Source organism: Paractinoplanes pyxinae (genome assembly GCF_026626335.1).
Lineage (GTDB): Bacteria > Actinomycetota > Actinomycetes > Mycobacteriales > Micromonosporaceae > Actinoplanes > Actinoplanes pyxinae.
The window spans coordinates 580,110-595,628 of sequence record NZ_JAPNTZ010000003.1; the positions used below are offsets into that span (position 1 = coordinate 580,110).

Annotated in this window: 14 protein-coding genes; 5 read left to right on the top strand and 9 right to left on the bottom strand. The window is 70.7% G+C overall.

What is annotated here, in order from left to right:
• Positions 1-33: 33 nt before the first annotated feature.
• From glgB to OWR29_RS10665, 5 genes are all read right to left on the bottom strand, one after another.
• Positions 34-2,193 carry a 1,4-alpha-glucan branching protein GlgB gene (glgB, locus tag OWR29_RS10645; protein WP_438872567.1) on the bottom strand — a complete coding sequence of 720 codons (2,160 nt, stop codon included), beginning with the start codon at positions 2,191-2,193 and terminating at the stop codon, positions 34-36.
• A gap of 23 nt (positions 2,194-2,216) precedes the next feature.
• Positions 2,217-3,581, bottom strand: coding sequence for a maltokinase N-terminal cap-like domain-containing protein (locus tag OWR29_RS10650; RefSeq protein ID WP_267562460.1), 1,365 nt, complete (start codon positions 3,579-3,581; stop codon positions 2,217-2,219).
• Positions 3,578-5,356, bottom strand: a complete 1,779-nt coding sequence (gene treS / locus OWR29_RS10655) for a maltose alpha-D-glucosyltransferase (RefSeq protein ID WP_267562461.1) — start codon at positions 5,354-5,356, stop codon at positions 3,578-3,580. Before treS ends, OWR29_RS10650 begins: the two co-directional genes overlap by 4 nt.
• A gap of 21 nt (positions 5,357-5,377) precedes the next feature.
• Positions 5,378-7,345 carry an alpha-1,4-glucan--maltose-1-phosphate maltosyltransferase gene (locus OWR29_RS10660; RefSeq protein ID WP_267562462.1) on the bottom strand — a complete coding sequence of 656 codons (1,968 nt, stop codon included), beginning with the start codon at positions 7,343-7,345 and terminating at the stop codon, positions 5,378-5,380.
• A 128-nt stretch (positions 7,346-7,473) separates the two neighbouring features.
• Positions 7,474-8,232, bottom strand: coding sequence for a spermidine synthase (locus OWR29_RS10665; RefSeq protein WP_267562463.1), 759 nt, complete (start codon positions 8,230-8,232; stop codon positions 7,474-7,476).
• Positions 8,233-8,327: 95 nt separating this feature from the next.
• Here OWR29_RS10665 and OWR29_RS10670 point away from each other — a divergent pair, with 95 nt between their 5' ends.
• From OWR29_RS10670 to OWR29_RS10685, 4 genes are all read left to right on the top strand, one after another.
• Positions 8,328-8,897, top strand: coding sequence for a hypothetical protein (locus OWR29_RS10670; RefSeq protein WP_267562464.1), 570 nt, complete (start codon positions 8,328-8,330; stop codon positions 8,895-8,897).
• A 155-nt stretch (positions 8,898-9,052) separates the two neighbouring features.
• Complete coding sequence (locus OWR29_RS10675; protein ID WP_267562465.1) at positions 9,053-9,559, top strand: SigE family RNA polymerase sigma factor; 507 nt, start codon at positions 9,053-9,055, stop codon at positions 9,557-9,559.
• Complete coding sequence (locus tag OWR29_RS10680; protein ID WP_267562466.1) at positions 9,549-10,490, top strand: hypothetical protein; 942 nt, start codon at positions 9,549-9,551, stop codon at positions 10,488-10,490. Before OWR29_RS10675 ends, OWR29_RS10680 begins: the two co-directional genes overlap by 11 nt.
• A gap of 3 nt (positions 10,491-10,493) precedes the next feature.
• Complete coding sequence (locus OWR29_RS10685; protein WP_267562467.1) at positions 10,494-11,465, top strand: hypothetical protein; 972 nt, start codon at positions 10,494-10,496, stop codon at positions 11,463-11,465.
• Between the two features lie 6 nt (positions 11,466-11,471).
• On the opposite strand, the gene OWR29_RS10690 is transcribed toward OWR29_RS10685, so the two are convergent.
• A complete protein-coding gene (locus OWR29_RS10690; protein ID WP_267562468.1) occupies positions 11,472-11,933 on the bottom strand; it encodes a PPOX class F420-dependent oxidoreductase in 462 nt (153 codons plus the stop codon).
• 2 nt (positions 11,934-11,935) lie between these two features.
• Entirely contained in the window at positions 11,936-12,733 is a 798-nt protein-coding gene (gene ppgK / locus OWR29_RS10695) for a polyphosphate--glucose phosphotransferase (RefSeq protein WP_267562469.1), read from the bottom strand.
• Positions 12,734-12,929: 196 nt separating this feature from the next.
• On the opposite strand from ppgK, the gene OWR29_RS10700 reads away from it, so the two are divergent.
• Positions 12,930-13,691: an RNA polymerase sigma factor SigF gene (locus OWR29_RS10700; protein WP_267562470.1), complete on the top strand. Its 762-nt coding sequence runs from the start codon at positions 12,930-12,932 to the stop codon at positions 13,689-13,691.
• A 229-nt stretch (positions 13,692-13,920) separates the two neighbouring features.
• Here OWR29_RS10700 and OWR29_RS10705 read toward each other — a convergent pair whose 3' ends face one another.
• Together OWR29_RS10705 and OWR29_RS10710 are read right to left on the bottom strand one after the other, a co-directional pair.
• Positions 13,921-14,415 carry a YflT domain-containing protein gene (locus tag OWR29_RS10705; RefSeq protein ID WP_267562471.1) on the bottom strand — a complete coding sequence of 165 codons (495 nt, stop codon included), beginning with the start codon at positions 14,413-14,415 and terminating at the stop codon, positions 13,921-13,923.
• Between the two features lie 60 nt (positions 14,416-14,475).
• Positions 14,476-15,420 (bottom strand): phosphatase PAP2 family protein, encoded by a 945-nt coding sequence (locus OWR29_RS10710; RefSeq protein WP_267562472.1) that lies wholly within the window; start codon positions 15,418-15,420, stop codon positions 14,476-14,478.
• Positions 15,421-15,519: the final 99 nt, after the last annotated feature.

A 15,519-nucleotide genomic window follows, 5' to 3' on the forward strand; every position in this document is an offset into this window, starting at 1 on the left:
GCGCCGCACTCTACATGCGACCGTCAACCACCCTTACGACGCGAGGCGAAGCCAGACCGCGCCCAGCGGCGGCACCCGCAGCGACACCGAGTAGTCGAAACCGTGCCACGGCGTGTCGTCGGTGTGCACCTCGCCCAGATTGCCCACGCCGGAACCGCCGTACAGCTCACTGTCGGTGTTGATGACCTCTTCCCACCGGCCGGCTCGGGGCAGGCCGATGCGGTAGCCCTCCTGCGGCACCGCCGCGAAGTTGACCACGCAGGCCACCGGGTCGCCGTTCGGCGGGAACCGGACGAACGAGAACGTGTTGTGCTGCGAGTCCTCGCTGGTGATCCACCGGAAGCCGCTGGCCGACGTGTCCTGCGTCCACAGGGCGGGCGACTCCTTGTAGACCCGGTTCAGGTCTTTCACCAGAGTCTGAATGCCGCCGAACTGCGGGTCGTCGGGCAGCTCCCAGTCGAGCCCGCGCTCCTCGCTCCACTCGCGCAGGTCGCCCATCTCGCTGCCCATGAACAGCAGCTGCTTGCCGGTGAAGGCCCACATGAAGCCGAGCAGGGCGCGCGTGTTGGCCAGCTTCTGCCACAGGTCGCCGGGCATCTTGCCGGTCAGCGAGCCCTTGCCGTGCACGACCTCGTCGTGGCTGATCGGCAGGATGTAGTTCTCGCTCCACGCGTACACGGTCGCGAAGGTCATCTGGTGGTGGTGCCACTGGCGGTAGATGGGCTCCTTCTCGATGTACGACAGGGTGTCGTTCATCCAGCCCATGTTCCACTTGAAGCCGAAGCCGAGACCGCCCAGGTGGGTGGGGCGGGTGACGCCGGGCCACGCGGTCGACTCCTCGGCCACGGTGATCGCGCCCGGGTAGTTCTTGTAGACCGTCGCGTTCATCTCTTGCAGGAAGCTGATCGCGTCCAGGTTCTCGCGGCCGCCGTACTGGTTGGGCGTCCACTCGCCGTCCTTGCGCGAGTAGTCCAGGTAGAGCATCGAGGCCACCGCGTCGACCCGCAGGCCGTCGGCGTGGAACTCCTCGCACCAGTAGAGCGCGTTGGCCACCAGGAAGTTGCGCACCTCTTTGCGACCGAAGTCGAAGACGTACGTGCCCCAGTCGGGGTGCTCGCCGCGGCGCCAGTCGCCGTGCTCGTAGAGCGGGGTGCCGTCGAAACGGGCCAGCGCCCACTCGTCCTTCGGGAAGTGCGCGGGCACCCAGTCGAAGATGACACCGATGCCGGCCTGGTGCAGCTTGTCGATCAGGTGGCGGAACTCGTCGGGTGAGCCGAAGCGCGAGGTCGGCGCGTAGTAGCCGGTGACCTGGTAGCCCCAGGAGCCGCCGAACGGGTGCTCCATGACCGGCATCAGCTCGACGTGGGTGAAACCCATTTCCTGGACGTACTCGACGAGCTGGTCGGCCAGTTCGGTGTACGAGAGGCCGGGCCGCCACGAGCCGAGGTGCACCTCGTAGGCGCTCATCGGCTCCTCGTGCCACTTCTTGGCCGCGCGCTCGGTCATCCACTGCTCGTCGGCCCACTCGTACGAGGAGTCGTAGACCACCGAGGCGGTGGCCGGCGGCACCTCGGTGTGCTGGGCCAGCGGGTCGGCGTGCTCGCGCCACACCCCGTCGCGGCCCAGGATCTTGAACTTGTACTTGTGGCCGACCTCGGCGTCGGGCAGGTAGATCTCCCACACGCCGCTCGAGCCGAGCGAGCGCATCGGCCAGCCGGCGTACGGGCCCCAGCCGGTGAAGTCGCCGATCACCTGGACGCCGCGGGCGCCCGGCGCCCACACCGAGAAGCCGACGCCCACGCCCTCGGGGCCGCGCGGCTGCGCGCCGAGCACCTTCCACAGCTTCTCGTGCCGGCCCTCGCCGATCAGGTGCAGGTCGAGCTCGCCCAGCGTCGGCAGGTGCCGGTACGGGTCGTCGACGACCTCGCCGTCGACGTCGAGGCGGTAGTCGAGCACGAGGCCCGGCACCTCGGCCGCGAAGACGCCGTCCGGGTGGACCAGGGTCATGTCGACGCGCTCGCCCTCGTACACGAGCACGACCGCCTTGGCCCCCTTGCGCAGCGTGCGGATGACGGTGTTCCCCCCGCCCGGGTGGGCGCCGAGGACGCCGTGCGGGTCGTGGGTGTCGCCGGCCACCACGCTGTTCAGGGCGCGCTGGTCGGCGGCGAGCGAGTTGGCGGTGTGGCCGATCACGAGGGGGTTCTCCTTCGGGTTGGTCAGCCGACCAGCCGGGCGATGGAGCGCAGCGGAATGCGCAGCCATCCCGGCCGGTGGCGGGCTTCGTACGCGGCCTCGTAGACCGCCTTGTCGAGTTCGTACGCCGCCAGCAGCGGACCCTGCTCGCGCGGGTCGGCCCCGGCGACATGGGCGTAGCCGTCGCAGAAGGCGGCCCGGTTGCGGTCGACCCACTCGCGGGCGCGGGCGGCCAGGTGCTCGTCGTCGTCCTGGTCGACCAGCAGCTGGTAGGCCGCATATTCGTACGAGCGCAGCACCCCGGCCACGTCGCGCAGCGGCGAGTCGGGCTGGCGGCGCTGGTCGAGCGGCTGGCCCGGCTCGCCCTCGAAGTCGATCAGCAGCCAGCCCTCGGGCACCCGCAGCACCTGGCCCAGGTGCAGGTCGCCGTGCACGCGCTGCACCTCGACCGTCTGGGTGTCGAGCTCGCGGAACCGGGCCTCGATGGACGGGACGTACTGCTGGATCTCGGCCACCGCCTGGGCGGCCTCGCGCAGCCGGGCCAGCATGGCGTCGACCGGGAAGACCGACGGGCCCGAGCCCAGCGCCTCGGCCAGGTCGGCGTGCACCGAGGCGACCGCCTCGCCGAGCCGGTACGACTCGCCCTGGAAGTCGCCGCCCACCTCGTCGGCGCGCATCTCGGCGTCGGCGAACAGGTCACGGGCCGAGGCGGTGGCCATGGCCCAGCCCTCGGCCGAGTTTCCCGCGTACGCCGTGACCATGCCCAGGGGGCAGGGCTCGCCGCCCTCACCCAACTTGCCCGGGTTCTCCGTGCCGTCCGAAGGACCAGGCATCGGTGGCTGCACAGTCTGGAACGAGCCGAGCAGCCGGGCCACGTGCGGGTTGTCCCGCCGCCCGAGCACCCGGTTCAGCTCCACGTCGGGGTTGATGCCCGCCGACACCCGGCGGAACACCTTCAGGATGGCGTCCTGCTCGAAGATCACACTGGTGTTGCTCTGCTCGGCGTCGAAGACCCGCGGCCACGCCTCGACCGGGAAGGTCGCGCCGGGCTCGGGCTCGAACGTGACGTCGCCGCGGGTGCCGCCCTCGGCCACCAGCGCCAGCAGCTTGCGGGCGGCGCTGGTGTCGTAGAGCGCGTCGTAACCCGTCCGGTCGCCGTCGGTGCCGATCGTCGCCACCTCGCTGTACTCGATGATCGGGCCGGTCTCCCAGGCCACGACCACCTGATACCGCTCGGAACTGCCGTCGGTGTATTCGACGTCGATCAGTACCAGGTCGAGGTCGTCGTCGAGCGCCGTGCTGGACGCCTCCTTGACCGACGACAGGGTGCGGGATCGGCCGGCGTACCACCGTTGCAGCGGCAGCCATTCGGCGAAAGGCAACGTCATTGCTTCTCCTCGGACCCGCACAGCTGGAACCAGTAGAAGCCGTGCCCGGGGAGCGTGAGCAGGTAGGGCAGCTGGCCGATACGCGGGAAGTTCACGTGCCCGGTCAGCTCGACCGGCGTGTACCCGTTCCAGTGCTGCAGGTTCAGCTCGATCGGTTGCGGGAAGCGCGACAGGTTGTTCACGCAGAGCACGACGTCGTCGCCGTCCTCGCGCAGGTACGCCAGCACCGACGGGTTGGATCCGCCCAGCTCGCGGAAGGTCCCGACGGCGAACGCTTCGTGGCGGCGTCGCACCGCCAGCATCGTACGCGTCCAGTTCAGCAACGACGTGGAACTGTCGCGCTGGGCCTCGACGTTCACCGCCTGGTACCCGTACACCGGGTCCTGGTTGGCCGGCAGGTACAGCCGTCCGGGGTGGGCCGTCGAGAAGCCGGCGTTGCGGTCGGGCGTCCACTGCATCGGCGTGCGCACGCCGTCGCGGTCGCCGAGCCAGATGTTGTCGCCCATGCCGATCTCGTCGCCGTAGTAAAGCACCGGCGAGCCGGGCAGCGACAGCAGCAGGGCGGTGAACAGCTCCATCTGGTTGCGGTCGTTCTCGAGCAGCGGGGCCAGCCGCCGGCGGATGCCCACGTTGGCCTTCATGCGCGGGTCCTTGGCGTACTCGCCGTACATGTAGTCGCGCTCTTCGTCGGTCACCATCTCGAGCGTCAGCTCGTCGTGGTTGCGCAGGAAGATGCCCCACTGGCAGTTGTCCGGGATGGCCGGGGTCTGGGCCAGGATCTCGGAGATGGGGAAGCGCGACTCGCGCCGGACCGCCATGAAGATGCGCGGCATCAGTGGGAAGTGGAACGCCATGTGGCACTCGTCGCCGCCGGCCTTCGAGTCGCCGAAGTACTCGACCACGTCGGCCGGCCACTGGTTGGCCTCGGCCAGCAGCACCCGGCCCGGGAACTCGTCGTCGATCACCTTGCGGCAGTGCTTGAGGAAGGCGTGCGTCTCGGGCAGGTTCTCGCCGTTGGTGCCCTCGCGCTCGAACAGGTACGGCACCGCGTCCAGCCGGAAGCCGTCGATGCCCAGGTCGAGCCAGAACCGCAGCACGTCCAGCATCGCGTTCTGCACGGCCGGGTTGTCGTAGTTGAGGTCGGGCTGGTGCGAGAAGAACCGGTGCCAGAAGAACTGCCGCCGCACCGGGTCGAACGTCCAGTTCGACTCCTCGGTGTCGACGAAGATGACCCGGGCGTCCTGGTACTTGTCGGAGGTGTCGCTCCAGACGTAGAAGTCGCCGTACGGACCCTCGGGGTCGCGCCGCGACTCCTGGAACCACGGGTGCTGGTCGGAGGTGTGGTTCATGACCAGGTCGGTGATGACGCGGATGCCGCGCTTGTGGGCCGCGTCGAGCAGCGCCACGAAGTCCTCGACCGTGCCGAACTCGGGCAGCACCTTGTAGAAGTCGCTGATGTCGTAGCCGCCGTCGCGCAGCGGCGACTCGTAGAACGGCGGCAGCCACAGGCAGTCGACGCCGAGCCACTGCAGATAGTCGAGCCGCTCGATCAGGCCCTTCAGGTCGCCCGAGCCGTCGTTGCTGGAGTCGTAGAACGCCCGGACCAGAACCTCGTAGAACACGGCGCGCTGGAACCACGTCCGGTCGGCCGGCAGGGCCCGGGCGTGCTCGAAGTCCTCCGCTGTCGGGTGCTCGACCACACCCTGCTCGACGTGGCTGCCCTCGGTCGGATCCGGCTCGAGGCTGAGTTCGTTCTGGTCCATCAGGTTCCCCACCTACCCACCCGCAGGTACTTGTTAACTAGCCGGCTGGATCACGAAGACGTGCGCCGGCTCGACGTACGGATCGATCCGCACGGCGTTGTGCTGCCCCCACTCGTACGTGGCCCCGGTGATCTGGTCGACCACCGTGAACCGGTCGTGCCAGTCCAGGCCGAGTTCCGGCATGTTCAGCACGGTGTTGCCCCACTGCACGGTCGACGAGTCGAAGGTGACGACGACCAGAACCGTGTTGCCGGTGTCGGGGTCACGCTTCGAGAAGCACAGCAGTGCTCCGTTGTCGATGTCGTGGAATCTCAGATTCCGCAGCCAGTGCAGCGCCGGGTTCTCGTCGCGGATCTGGTTGAGCCGGGTGATGTACGGCGCGAGCGACCGGCCGGTGCGCTCGGCGGCGGCCCAGTCCCGCGGCTTGAGCTCGAACTTCTCGTTGTCGATGTACTCCTCGGCGCCCGGCCGCGGGACGTGCTCGAAGAGCTCGTACCCGGAATACATGCCCCACGACGGCGTGAGCATGCTCGCCAGCACGGCCCGAATCTTGAACATCGGCGGACCGCCGTGCTGCAGCGACTCGTGCAGGATGTCGGGCGTGTTGGGCCAGAAGTTGGGCCGCATCCAGTCGATCGTGGTCAGCAGCGTCTCCATGTACTGGCGCATCTCCCAGGCCGTGGTGCGCCAGGTGAAGTACGTGTACGACTGGGTGAAGCCGACCTTGCCCAGCCCGTTCATCATGGCCGGCCGGGTGAACGCCTCGGCCAGGAAGAGCACGTCGGGATCGGACTCCTTGACCTTGGCGATCAGCCACTGCCAGAAGTTCAGCGCCTTGGTGTGCGGGTTGTCGACGCGGAAGATCTTGACGCCGTTGTCGACCCAGTGCTTGACGACGCGGTAGACCTCCTCGCGCAGCGCCTTGTAGTCGTTGTCCCAGTTGATCGGGTAGATGTCCTGGTACTTCTTGGGCGGGTTCTCGGCGTACGCGATGGTGCCGTCGGCCCGCCGGGTGAAGAACTCGGGGTGCGACTTCACCCACGGGTGGTCGGGCGCGGCCTGCAGGGCCAGGTCCATGGCGACCTCGAGGCCGTGCGCCTCGGCGGTGGCGATGAACGCGCGGAAGTCCTCGAGGGTGCCCAGCTGCGGGTGGATCGCGTCGTGGCCGCCCTCGTCGGAGCCGATGGCCCACGGCGAGCCCACGTCTTCCGGCCGGGCCACCAGCGTGTTGTTCCGGCCCTTGCGGTTGACCTTGCCGATCGGGTGGATCGGCGGCAGGTAGAGCACGTTGAAGCCCATGCCGGCCACGGCCGGGATGCGCTCGGCCGCGGTGGCGAACGTGCCGTGCTTGATCGGGGTCGACTCGGGGCCGACCTCGGCCCCCTCGGAGCGCGGGAAGAACTCGTACCAGGCCGAGTAGAGCGCCCGCTTGCGGTCGACCCAGATGGCGTACGAGCGGGTGGTCGTCACCAGCTGGCGGACCGGGTTGTGCCAGAGCAGCTCTTCCAGGTCGAGCCCGGGGGAGACCCGGGCGAACAGCGAGCGCTGCTCGTCGCGCAGGGCGGCCGCGGCGTCGCGCACCCGCTCCTCGTCGTGCGGGGGGACGACCTTGGTCGCCAGGTCGAGCACCTCGGCCCCCTCGGCCAGGTCGTTCGCCAGGTCTTCGAGGCCCTGACCGGCGCCGATCTTCTTGACCACCCGGTCGCGCCAGGTGCGGTACGGGTCGTCGAACGCCTCCACCGTGAACGTCCACCGGCCGACCTTGTCGGGCCGGATGGCGCCGTGCCACTGGTCGAGCCCGGGCTCGCCCGGATGCATGCGGGTGAACGGCTCGGACTCGCCGTCGGGGCCACGCCATACCACGTTGACGCCGAGAGCGTCATGACCTTCTCGATAGGACACCGCGGAAACCGGCACCAATTCGCCGACAACAGCCTTTGCCGGATAGCGGCCACACGACACCGAGGGCGTCACGTCTTCGATGGGAAAGCGACCGGTCATGATCTCCACCGTAATCTTCAGTGCGCGGACGGGTTCGGCGAATACAGACCGCCGTCAGGGCATACTTCTCCGCTGTGGAGGCGCCGCAAACGGTGCCGTGCCGATGCGCTCAACCTACCGGAGTCCGCTCAGGCGGGCTCATCCAGGCGAGGCCGCGCGCCGCCGATGAATTCCGCCAATTCGGCCCCGCCGATGATCCGTTCATGCTTACCGAGTTTGATCATCGGAACGTTACCGGCCAGCAAAATAATGTTTCCCGCCCGTCGGCCGCGAAGCACCGCCGCCGGGGCCAGCAGGGCGACGTTCTCGAAGGCGGTGCGGATCGTCGCGGCCTGAACCCGGGTGTGCGCCAGCGGCGGCACGTCGGTCAGGTTGACCGCCAGCAGACCGTCCGGGGTCAGCGCCTTCCGGAGCCGTTCGGCGAAGCTCGTTGTGGACACCCGGGCCGGCATGGCGGCGCCCTCGAAGACGTCCATGATGATCAGGTCGCTGCCGGGAAGCTCGGCGTCGGCGGCGTCACCGACCTCGACGGTGATCAACGGCGGGAACGGCAGGCACCGCTCGACCAGCGCCAGCAGGCCCGCGTCGCGCTCGATCACCCGTTGCTCGGCCGCCGGGTGCAGGTGCGCGATCAGCCGGGGCAGGGTGAGCGCGCCGCCGCCCAGGTGCAGCACCCTCCTCGGCTGCACCAGCCGCACCACCGAGCCCAGATCTTTCATGACCGGGAACTCCAGGTGGCCGGGGTCGGCCAGGTCGACGTACGGCTGCGGCACCCCGTCGACCAGCAGCGTCCAGCCCTGCGGGCGGGCCGGATCGGGGCTCAGCTCGGCCGTCCCCAGGTCGACCGCGGCGTGGACAGGAGCGCGTCGGTTGCCGTGTGGTCCCACCTTGGTGACCCTACTCAGATACCCCTCTGCGGCCGCCGAGTGATCCGGTGTGACGCGGGCCGACCGGTACCGCGCCGAAGCGGAGGAGTTCCCACGTGGCCGGACCGTCTGTCGAGCTGTCGCCCGTCATCGCGGCGAGCACGCACTGGCTGTCGCGTGCTTACCCCTCGGGTAGCGCGGACACGATCGCGCACACCCTGTCGGAGCTGCAGGCCCGTCAGGCCGTCACGGTCGCGGCCTGGCTGCGCTACCCGACCGAGGTCGACGCGGCCCTGGTCGCGATCGCCGGCCCCGGTGGCTCGGCGGTGCTCGACTGGCGGGTCGGCAGCGAGCCCGAGGACGAGGAGGCCGAGGAGGAGGGCTGGCGCACCTGGGTCGACGAGACCGTGGTCAGCTGGGCCGCCTGCCTGCTGGCCGACCCGGAGCTGGCCCGGCGCGGCGTCGACGCCGTGATCGCGGCGGTGCCGCTGGCCCAGGACCGGCCGCTGCCCTACGCCCGTACCGGCAAGGCGCCGGCCGAGTTCCGCCGCCTGCTCGAGCCCGACCGCCGCGACCTGGACGCGGCCGCGCTGCTGCGTCACCCCGACCTGCTCGAGCCGGTCGCCTCGATGCACCGCGACTCGCTGCTTTACTTGCTCGACGCTGAGCAGCAGCTGGCTGCCTGATTTCGCTGCGCCGAAAGGCCGGTACCCCGACGGGGTGCCGGCCTTTTCTGGCGCTTGGCCCGAATCCGGGAAGAAAATTTGCAGTCGGATGCAGCATCCTTGCGGGGCCGGACGTTACCGGTGCACGAATGAGGACGAGCGGGGGTAGTTCGCGGATGCGGGATGCGGACGGCTTCGACGAGTTCTACCGGGACACGTCCGCCAGGATGTTGCGCTACGGCTACGCGCTGACCGGGGATCTCGCCGAGGCTCAGGACGTGGTGCAGGAGGCGTACACGAGGGCGTGGCGCCACTGGCGGAAGGTGGCCGCCCACCCGGCGCCCGAGGGCTGGCTGCGGCTGACCGTCGGCCGGCTCGCCACCGACCGGTGGCGCCGCCTCAGCGGGTGGCGGGCCGCCGTGCGCCGGGCCGGCCCGCCCGAACCGGCCGGCCCGCCCACCGAGGACGCGGTCTGGCTGATCACCGCCCTGCGCAAGCTCCCCGCACCCACCCGTCAGGCGGTCGCACTGCACTACCTGTTCGACCTGCCCGTCGCGGCCATCGCCGCCGAGACCGGCACCCCGGTCGGCACGGTGACCTCGCGGCTGTTCCGGGGCCGGGCCGAGCTCGCCGCGATGCTCGAGACCCCCACCCGCACCCCGGAGGTGGAGAATGCCGAATGAGATCGAGCGTGGCTTCGCCGCCCTCTCCTCCGACGCCGAACGCGGTCTGCTGCTGGCCGGCCCCGAGCTGCGCCGCCAGGCCGCCAAGCGCCATTCCCGGCGGATAGCGGTCACGGCCGGCGCCGCCGTGGTTCTGGTCGTCGGCGCGGTCAGCGCGGGCTGGGCCGTCACGAACACCGGCGACGATCCGAACACCTCGCTGCCCCCGGCGGTCAGCGGCACCGGGGCGGCGTCGACCCCGGCCGCGCCGGCCAGTTCCGCACCGAGCCTGGCGCCGCCGTCGTCGTCGACCGCGCCGGCGTCGCCCACCACGACCCGGCCGTCGACCACGGCGCCCACCACCAAGCCGCCGGCCATCCCGGGTTCCGTCCCGGCCCGGGCGCTGCTCGCCGACTCCGACACCGGCGTCTCCGACCTCGCCCGCGTCGAGGACGAGTTCGAGCCGCTCGAGTTCTGCTCGAAGGCGAAGTTCGCCAGCGAGGGCGAGGTGGGCGTGCGGGCCACCGTGCGCATGTTCTACCGCGGGCCGAAGTCGGAACCGACGTCCGTTCCCGACGACACGGTCTACAACACGGTCACCGTCTATCGCGGGGACGGGGCCGAGGACTACCTGACCGAGCTGCGCCGGGCCGTCGAGGCCTGCCCGACCGGCAAGGTGGGCACCTCGGAGGCCCAGTTCGACTCGCTCGGGTCGCTCGGCACCGGCGACGAGTCGATCCTGATCGACCGCTCGTACGAGGCCCGGGACGGCGAGGGCGAGCCGGTGAACAACGGTTCGCGCAACCACACCTACATCGCGGCGATCCGGGTCGGCGACGCGGTCACCCTGGTCGACGGCCGGGGCTACGAGGGCTGGGGCGCCGCCCGGGCCGACTTCGAGCGGCAGCTGGCCGGCCGGGCCGCCGCGCGCCTGCAGGACTGGCGAGGCTGATCGATGCCGGACGACGTGCGGCAGGCCTTCGCGGCGCTGTCGTCGGACAGCGAGCGCGGCCTGCTGCTGACCGGCCCCGAACTGCGCTACCAGGCCGCCCGCCGCCGCTCCCGCCGGGCCGGGCTGGCCGCGACGGCGATCGTGGTGCTGGCCGCCGCCTCGATCGGCACCGGCTGGGCGGTGACCAGGGCCGACGGCCGCCCGGCGGCGTCGCCGTCGACCGGCAGCCTCGCCGGTCCGGCCCCCTCGGTGAGCCACGCGCGCAGCCTCGCGCCGCCGCCGCCTTCATCGGTTCCCCCGAGCGTCCCGCCGTCCGCCCCGGCGCCCCCCAGCGAACCGCCGTCGCCCACGCCGTCGTCCGAGCCGCCGCCCACGAGCGGGCCGGCGACCGCCGAACCGATGCCGGCGGAGATCCCGTACCAGGTGACGCTGCGCCAGGAGGACGCCAACGCGACCGTCACGTACTTCGAGCCGCTCGGCGTGCCGGAGTTCTGCCCGGCGGCCAAGTTCCCGAGCCAGAAGCAGCTCGGCGTGAGCGCGTCGATCATTTCGCGCTACCGAAAGCCGGACAACCCGCCCCCGAAGGGCATTCCGGACGACGCGGTCTACAACACTGTCGGCGTCTACCACGGCGACGGCGCCGAGGATTACCTGACCGAGCTGCGGCGGGCCGCCGAGGTCTGCGCGACCAGCCAGGTGCGCGGCCTCGACGTGCGGTTCGGCCTGCTCACGCCGCTGGGCGTGGGCGACGAGTCGGTGCTGATCGAGCGGTCGTACGAGGAGGTCGACGCCGAGGGCAAGCCGCTGGACAATGGCCGCTGGCGCAACACGTACATCGCGGCCGTCCGGATCGGCGACGCGGTGACCCTCATCGACTGCCGCGGCTACGAGAACGCCGCCTCGGAAGTCGAGACAGCCCGGACGCTCGGCCAAGCCCTGGCCAAGCGCTTGAAGGCCTGGCGGCGCCCGGGCTGATGATCCCTAGGCCAGGCGGGCCGGGAAACCGCCGGTGGCGATGGGCCCCCAGCGGTCGATGGTGATGCGGATCAGGGACTTGCCCTGGTCGCGCATCGCCTGGCGGTACTCGTCCCAGTTCGGGTGCTCGCCCGAGATGACGCGGAAGTACTCGACCAGCGGCTCGACCGCATCGGGCTGGTCGATCACCTCGGCCGTGCCGTCGACCTGCACCCAGGCGCCGCCGAAGTCGTCGGAGAGCACGCAGACCGACACCAGCGGGTTGCGCCGCAGGTTGTAGACCTTGGCCCGCTCGGGATAGGTCGAGATGACGATGCGGCCCTCGGTGTCGACGCCGCACGTGTTGGGCGAGGCCTGCGGGCGGCCGTCGCGCCGGGTCGTCATCAGGATGGCCTTGTGCCGCGGGCGCAGGAACTCGAGCAGCTCGTCCCGGCTGACCTCGGTGTTGGTGGCGATCGTGCGAGCCATCGTCACTCCACCACCCGGGCGCCGGCCTCGTGCGGCGTCACGCCGTCGTCGGCCGGCTTGCGGCCGTCGATCTCGGCGATGCGGGCCGCGCCGATGATGCCGGCGTTGTTGAGCAGGGTGGCCGGCACCATGGGGGTGCGGATGTCGATCAGCGGCAGGAAGCGGTCGGACTTCTTGCTGACGCCGCCGCCGATGATGAACAGCCGCGGCGAGAGCAGCATCTCGACGTGGGCCAGATAGTCGCGGACCCGGCCGGCCCACTTCTCCCAGCTCATGTCGTCCTGCTCGCGGGCGCGGTCGCTGGCCCGGGTCTCGGCGTCGTGACCGTCGAGCTCGAGGTGGCCGAACTCGGTGTTCGGGATGAGTGTGCCGTCGAGGAACAGCGCGCTGCCGATGCCGGTGCCGAACGTCAGCATCATGATCAGCCCGGTCTGGTCGCGGCCGGCGCCGAACGCCACCTCGGCCACGCCCGCCGCGTCGGCGTCGTTGAGCACCGAGACCGGCTTGCCCAGGCGCTCGGTGAACAGCTGGGCGGCCGGGGCGTCGAGCCAGGACTTGTCGACGTTGGCCGCCGTGCGGGTCACCCCGTCGACCACCACGCCCGGGAAGGTGATGCCGACCCGGTCGAACTGGCCCTCGAACTGGGCCGCCACCTCGGCGACCGCCTCGACGACGCTGGTGACGTCGGACGGCTGCGGGGTGGGCACCCGGTACCGCTCGGCGAGCAGCTCGCCCTGGACGGTGTCGACCGGAGCCCCCTTGACCCCGGAGCCGCCGATGTCGATGCCGAGAATGGCCATTGTGTTTCCCGTCTTGAGGTGCCTGGTTGTGCTTCCGCTGTTTACCACGGAGCCCCGACATTAAATCCCCTGGCGGTTGCGGGGTGACCCTCGTACTTTCGGCTAGGCAAGCCTCGTCTTCTCGGTTAGCGTGAGAGAACTGAACGGTCGCCGCGTGCGGGCACGGCTCTCTGCCCGCCCTCTGGAGGACCCTCCCATGGCCGTGTCCCACGCCGAGCCCACCGCATCCGATCTGCTGGTCGAACTCGCGTCCCAGCCCGACTCAGCGTCCCGAGCCCACCTGCGCGACCGCGCGATCGAGGCCTGGCTGCCCTTGGCCCGCCACCTGGCCCAGCGCTACTCCGGCCGCGGCGAACCCACCGACGACCTGATCCAGACGGCCACGGTCGGCCTGATCAAGGCGGTCGACAAGTTCGACCCGGCCCGCGGGGTGGATTTCGCGGGCTACGCCATTCCCACCATCATCGGCGAGATCAAGCGCCACTTCCGCGACCGCACCTGGTCGGTCCGGGTGCCGCGCCGCCTGCAGGAGCTGCGCCTGGCTATCACCGAGGCCAACGCCACCCTGACCCACAGCCTGGGCCGCTCCCCGACGGTCGCCGACGTGGCCACCCACCTCGGCGTCTCCGAGGAAGACGTGCTGGAAGGCCTCGAGGGCGCCCGCGCCTACAACGCCACGTCCCTGTCGACCCCCATCACAGCCGACGGCTCGACCGAGCTGGGCGACACCCTGGGCGGCGAGGACTACGAGTACGAGCTGGCCGAAACACGAGTGGCGCTGGGCCCGGCCCTGGCCACCCTCGACGACCGCGAGCAGAAGATCCTGACGCTCCGCTTCTACGGCAACCTGACCCAGTCCCAGATCGCCGACCAGGTGGGAATCAGCCAGATGCACGTCTCCCGCCTGCTGACGAGGGCGCTGGCAAAGCTGCGCTCAGAGCTGCACGAGGGCTTCTGACGGCTCTTTCAGAGGCAAGATCAAATTCTGAAAGCAGCTGTCGTAGCGGGGTGGGGGGTTACAGACCGTCGCTCCCGCCGAGGGCCCGGGCGGGCTTCGCTGGCCGCTGGCGCGTCCAGAACGCGAATCCCACCCGGGCGGCCTGCGTAAGTGGTTGCGCTCGAAAACCAAGAACAAACAACCCCCTCGGGCCGCCCAGCCCGAGGGGGTTGCCGACTTTGAAGTTGGGTTACTGGGCGCCCGACGCCTGCCAGTTCAGGGAGACCAGCAGCTGACGCGCCTGCTCGGCGACCTCGGGGTCGGTGACCACCGCGTACTGCCCGGCCTGGATGGAGGAGCGCGAGGCGAAATCGCGGCGGCCGCCGGTGGCGGCGTGGGCGATGGCGCCGAAGACGGCGCCCCAGGCGGCGCCGATCAGGAGGCAGACCAGGATGACGGCGAACCAGCTGGAGTCGCTGAACAGGCCGAACAGCAGGCCCACGAAGAGGCCGAACCAGGCGCCGCTGGCCGCGCCGGCCAAAGCGGCCCGGGCTACGGTCACGCGGCCGAGCACGTTTTCGATGAGGCGCAGGTCGGTGCCGATGATGGCGGTGCGCTCGACCGGGAACTTGTTGTCGCTGAGCGTGTCGACGGCCTTCTGCGCCTGCGCGTAGTCGGGGTAGGTGCCGACCACGACGGTGGGGGAGCCGCCCCCGGCCAGGGTCTGCGCGGGCAGGCTGGGCACTCCGGCCGGGCCGGTGGGGACGCCGCCGGGGGCTGTCGGGTTATCCGGGGGTGGGCGCGGTCATTTCGTACCTCCCTTGACGCGGCGGCCGGCTGGTGCCGGGGCGCCGGGCTTCTTACTCACTGAAACTTCGGACGCGGGGTAGGCGGCGGCCAGGCGGGCCCACAGCAGGAACACGCCGGCCGCGACGGCCGTGATCGCGGCCGAGCCGGCCAGGAACGCGAAGCGGCCCGAGACCAGGTCGGGCATGGCCCGTTCGGAGAGGACGACCGAGGCCAGCCCGAACAGGCCGGCCGCGGCGGTCACCGCGCCGACGGCCAGCAGCGGCAGCCGGACCACGCGGCTGGCCGGCTGGGTGTCCATCGGCTTGAGCAGCCGGATGACGAAGACCGCGAACGCGCCCCAGGCCAGCGTGACCATCAGCGCCGCCACGGTGTCGCTCGGGCGGTGCCATTCGGCCCAGACCGTGGCCACCGCGATGATCGTGACGTAGGCGAAGCCGGCCAGGGCCACCGTGCCGCGCAGGGCCTGCGGCAGCACCAGGATCACCGCGAACGCCACCGACGCGGCGGCCGTGGTGTGGCCGCTGGGGAACGAGTTGGCCATGCCCGAGCCGTCCAGGTCGGGGCGGGGCAGCTGGGTCTTGAGCAGCTGGGTGGTCAGGTTGGCCCCGATCACCAGCACGGCCGCGCCGAGGGCCAGGTCGAGCCGGCGGCGCACCACGCCGAAGACGGCCGCGAACAGGCAGACCAGCACGAGGCTGGCCAGCGAGGTGCCGTTGAGCGTGCGCTCGAGCACGCCGACCACGCGGGCGTGGTGGACGTCGGCGCCGCGCATCACGAGGGTGTCGACCTGCTGGCCGAGGGTGCTGCGGACGGCGACCTGATAGAGCGCCGGCACGGCCAGCGTGGCCAGCACGGCGATGCCGAGGGGGGCGAGCAGGTGCCGGGAGGAGCCGCTGGCGCGCGCGGCTGTCGCCGGTTGGGGCGACGCCAGGACCGTCATGGGCGGTGTCCTTCGGGAGGGCTGGGCAGGGCGCTAGGCCTTTGCCCAACCGGCTGCTTTTCTAAGCGCGTCGAATCATAAGTCTCAGCAGGTTCACGG

Coding starts and splice junctions, on each gene's coding strand:
- OWR29_RS10650 (WP_267562460.1), bottom strand. CDS start 3,581: ATGACGTTGCCTTTCGCCGAATGGCTGCCGCTGCAACGGTGGTACGCC.
- OWR29_RS10660 (WP_267562462.1), bottom strand. CDS start 7,345: ATGACCGGTCGCTTTCCCATCGAAGACGTGACGCCCTCGGTGTCGTGT.
- OWR29_RS10675 (WP_267562465.1), top strand. CDS start 9,053: ATGCGGGATGCGGACGGCTTCGACGAGTTCTACCGGGACACGTCCGCC.
- OWR29_RS10680 (WP_267562466.1), top strand. CDS start 9,549: ATGCCGAATGAGATCGAGCGTGGCTTCGCCGCCCTCTCCTCCGACGCC.
- OWR29_RS10685 (WP_267562467.1), top strand. CDS start 10,494: ATGCCGGACGACGTGCGGCAGGCCTTCGCGGCGCTGTCGTCGGACAGC.
- OWR29_RS10690 (WP_267562468.1), bottom strand. CDS start 11,933: ATGGCTCGCACGATCGCCACCAACACCGAGGTCAGCCGGGACGAGCTG.
- ppgK (WP_267562469.1), bottom strand. CDS start 12,733: ATGGCCATTCTCGGCATCGACATCGGCGGCTCCGGGGTCAAGGGGGCT.
- OWR29_RS10700 (WP_267562470.1), top strand. CDS start 12,930: ATGGCCGTGTCCCACGCCGAGCCCACCGCATCCGATCTGCTGGTCGAA.
- OWR29_RS10710 (WP_267562472.1), bottom strand. CDS start 15,420: ATGACGGTCCTGGCGTCGCCCCAACCGGCGACAGCCGCGCGCGCCAGC.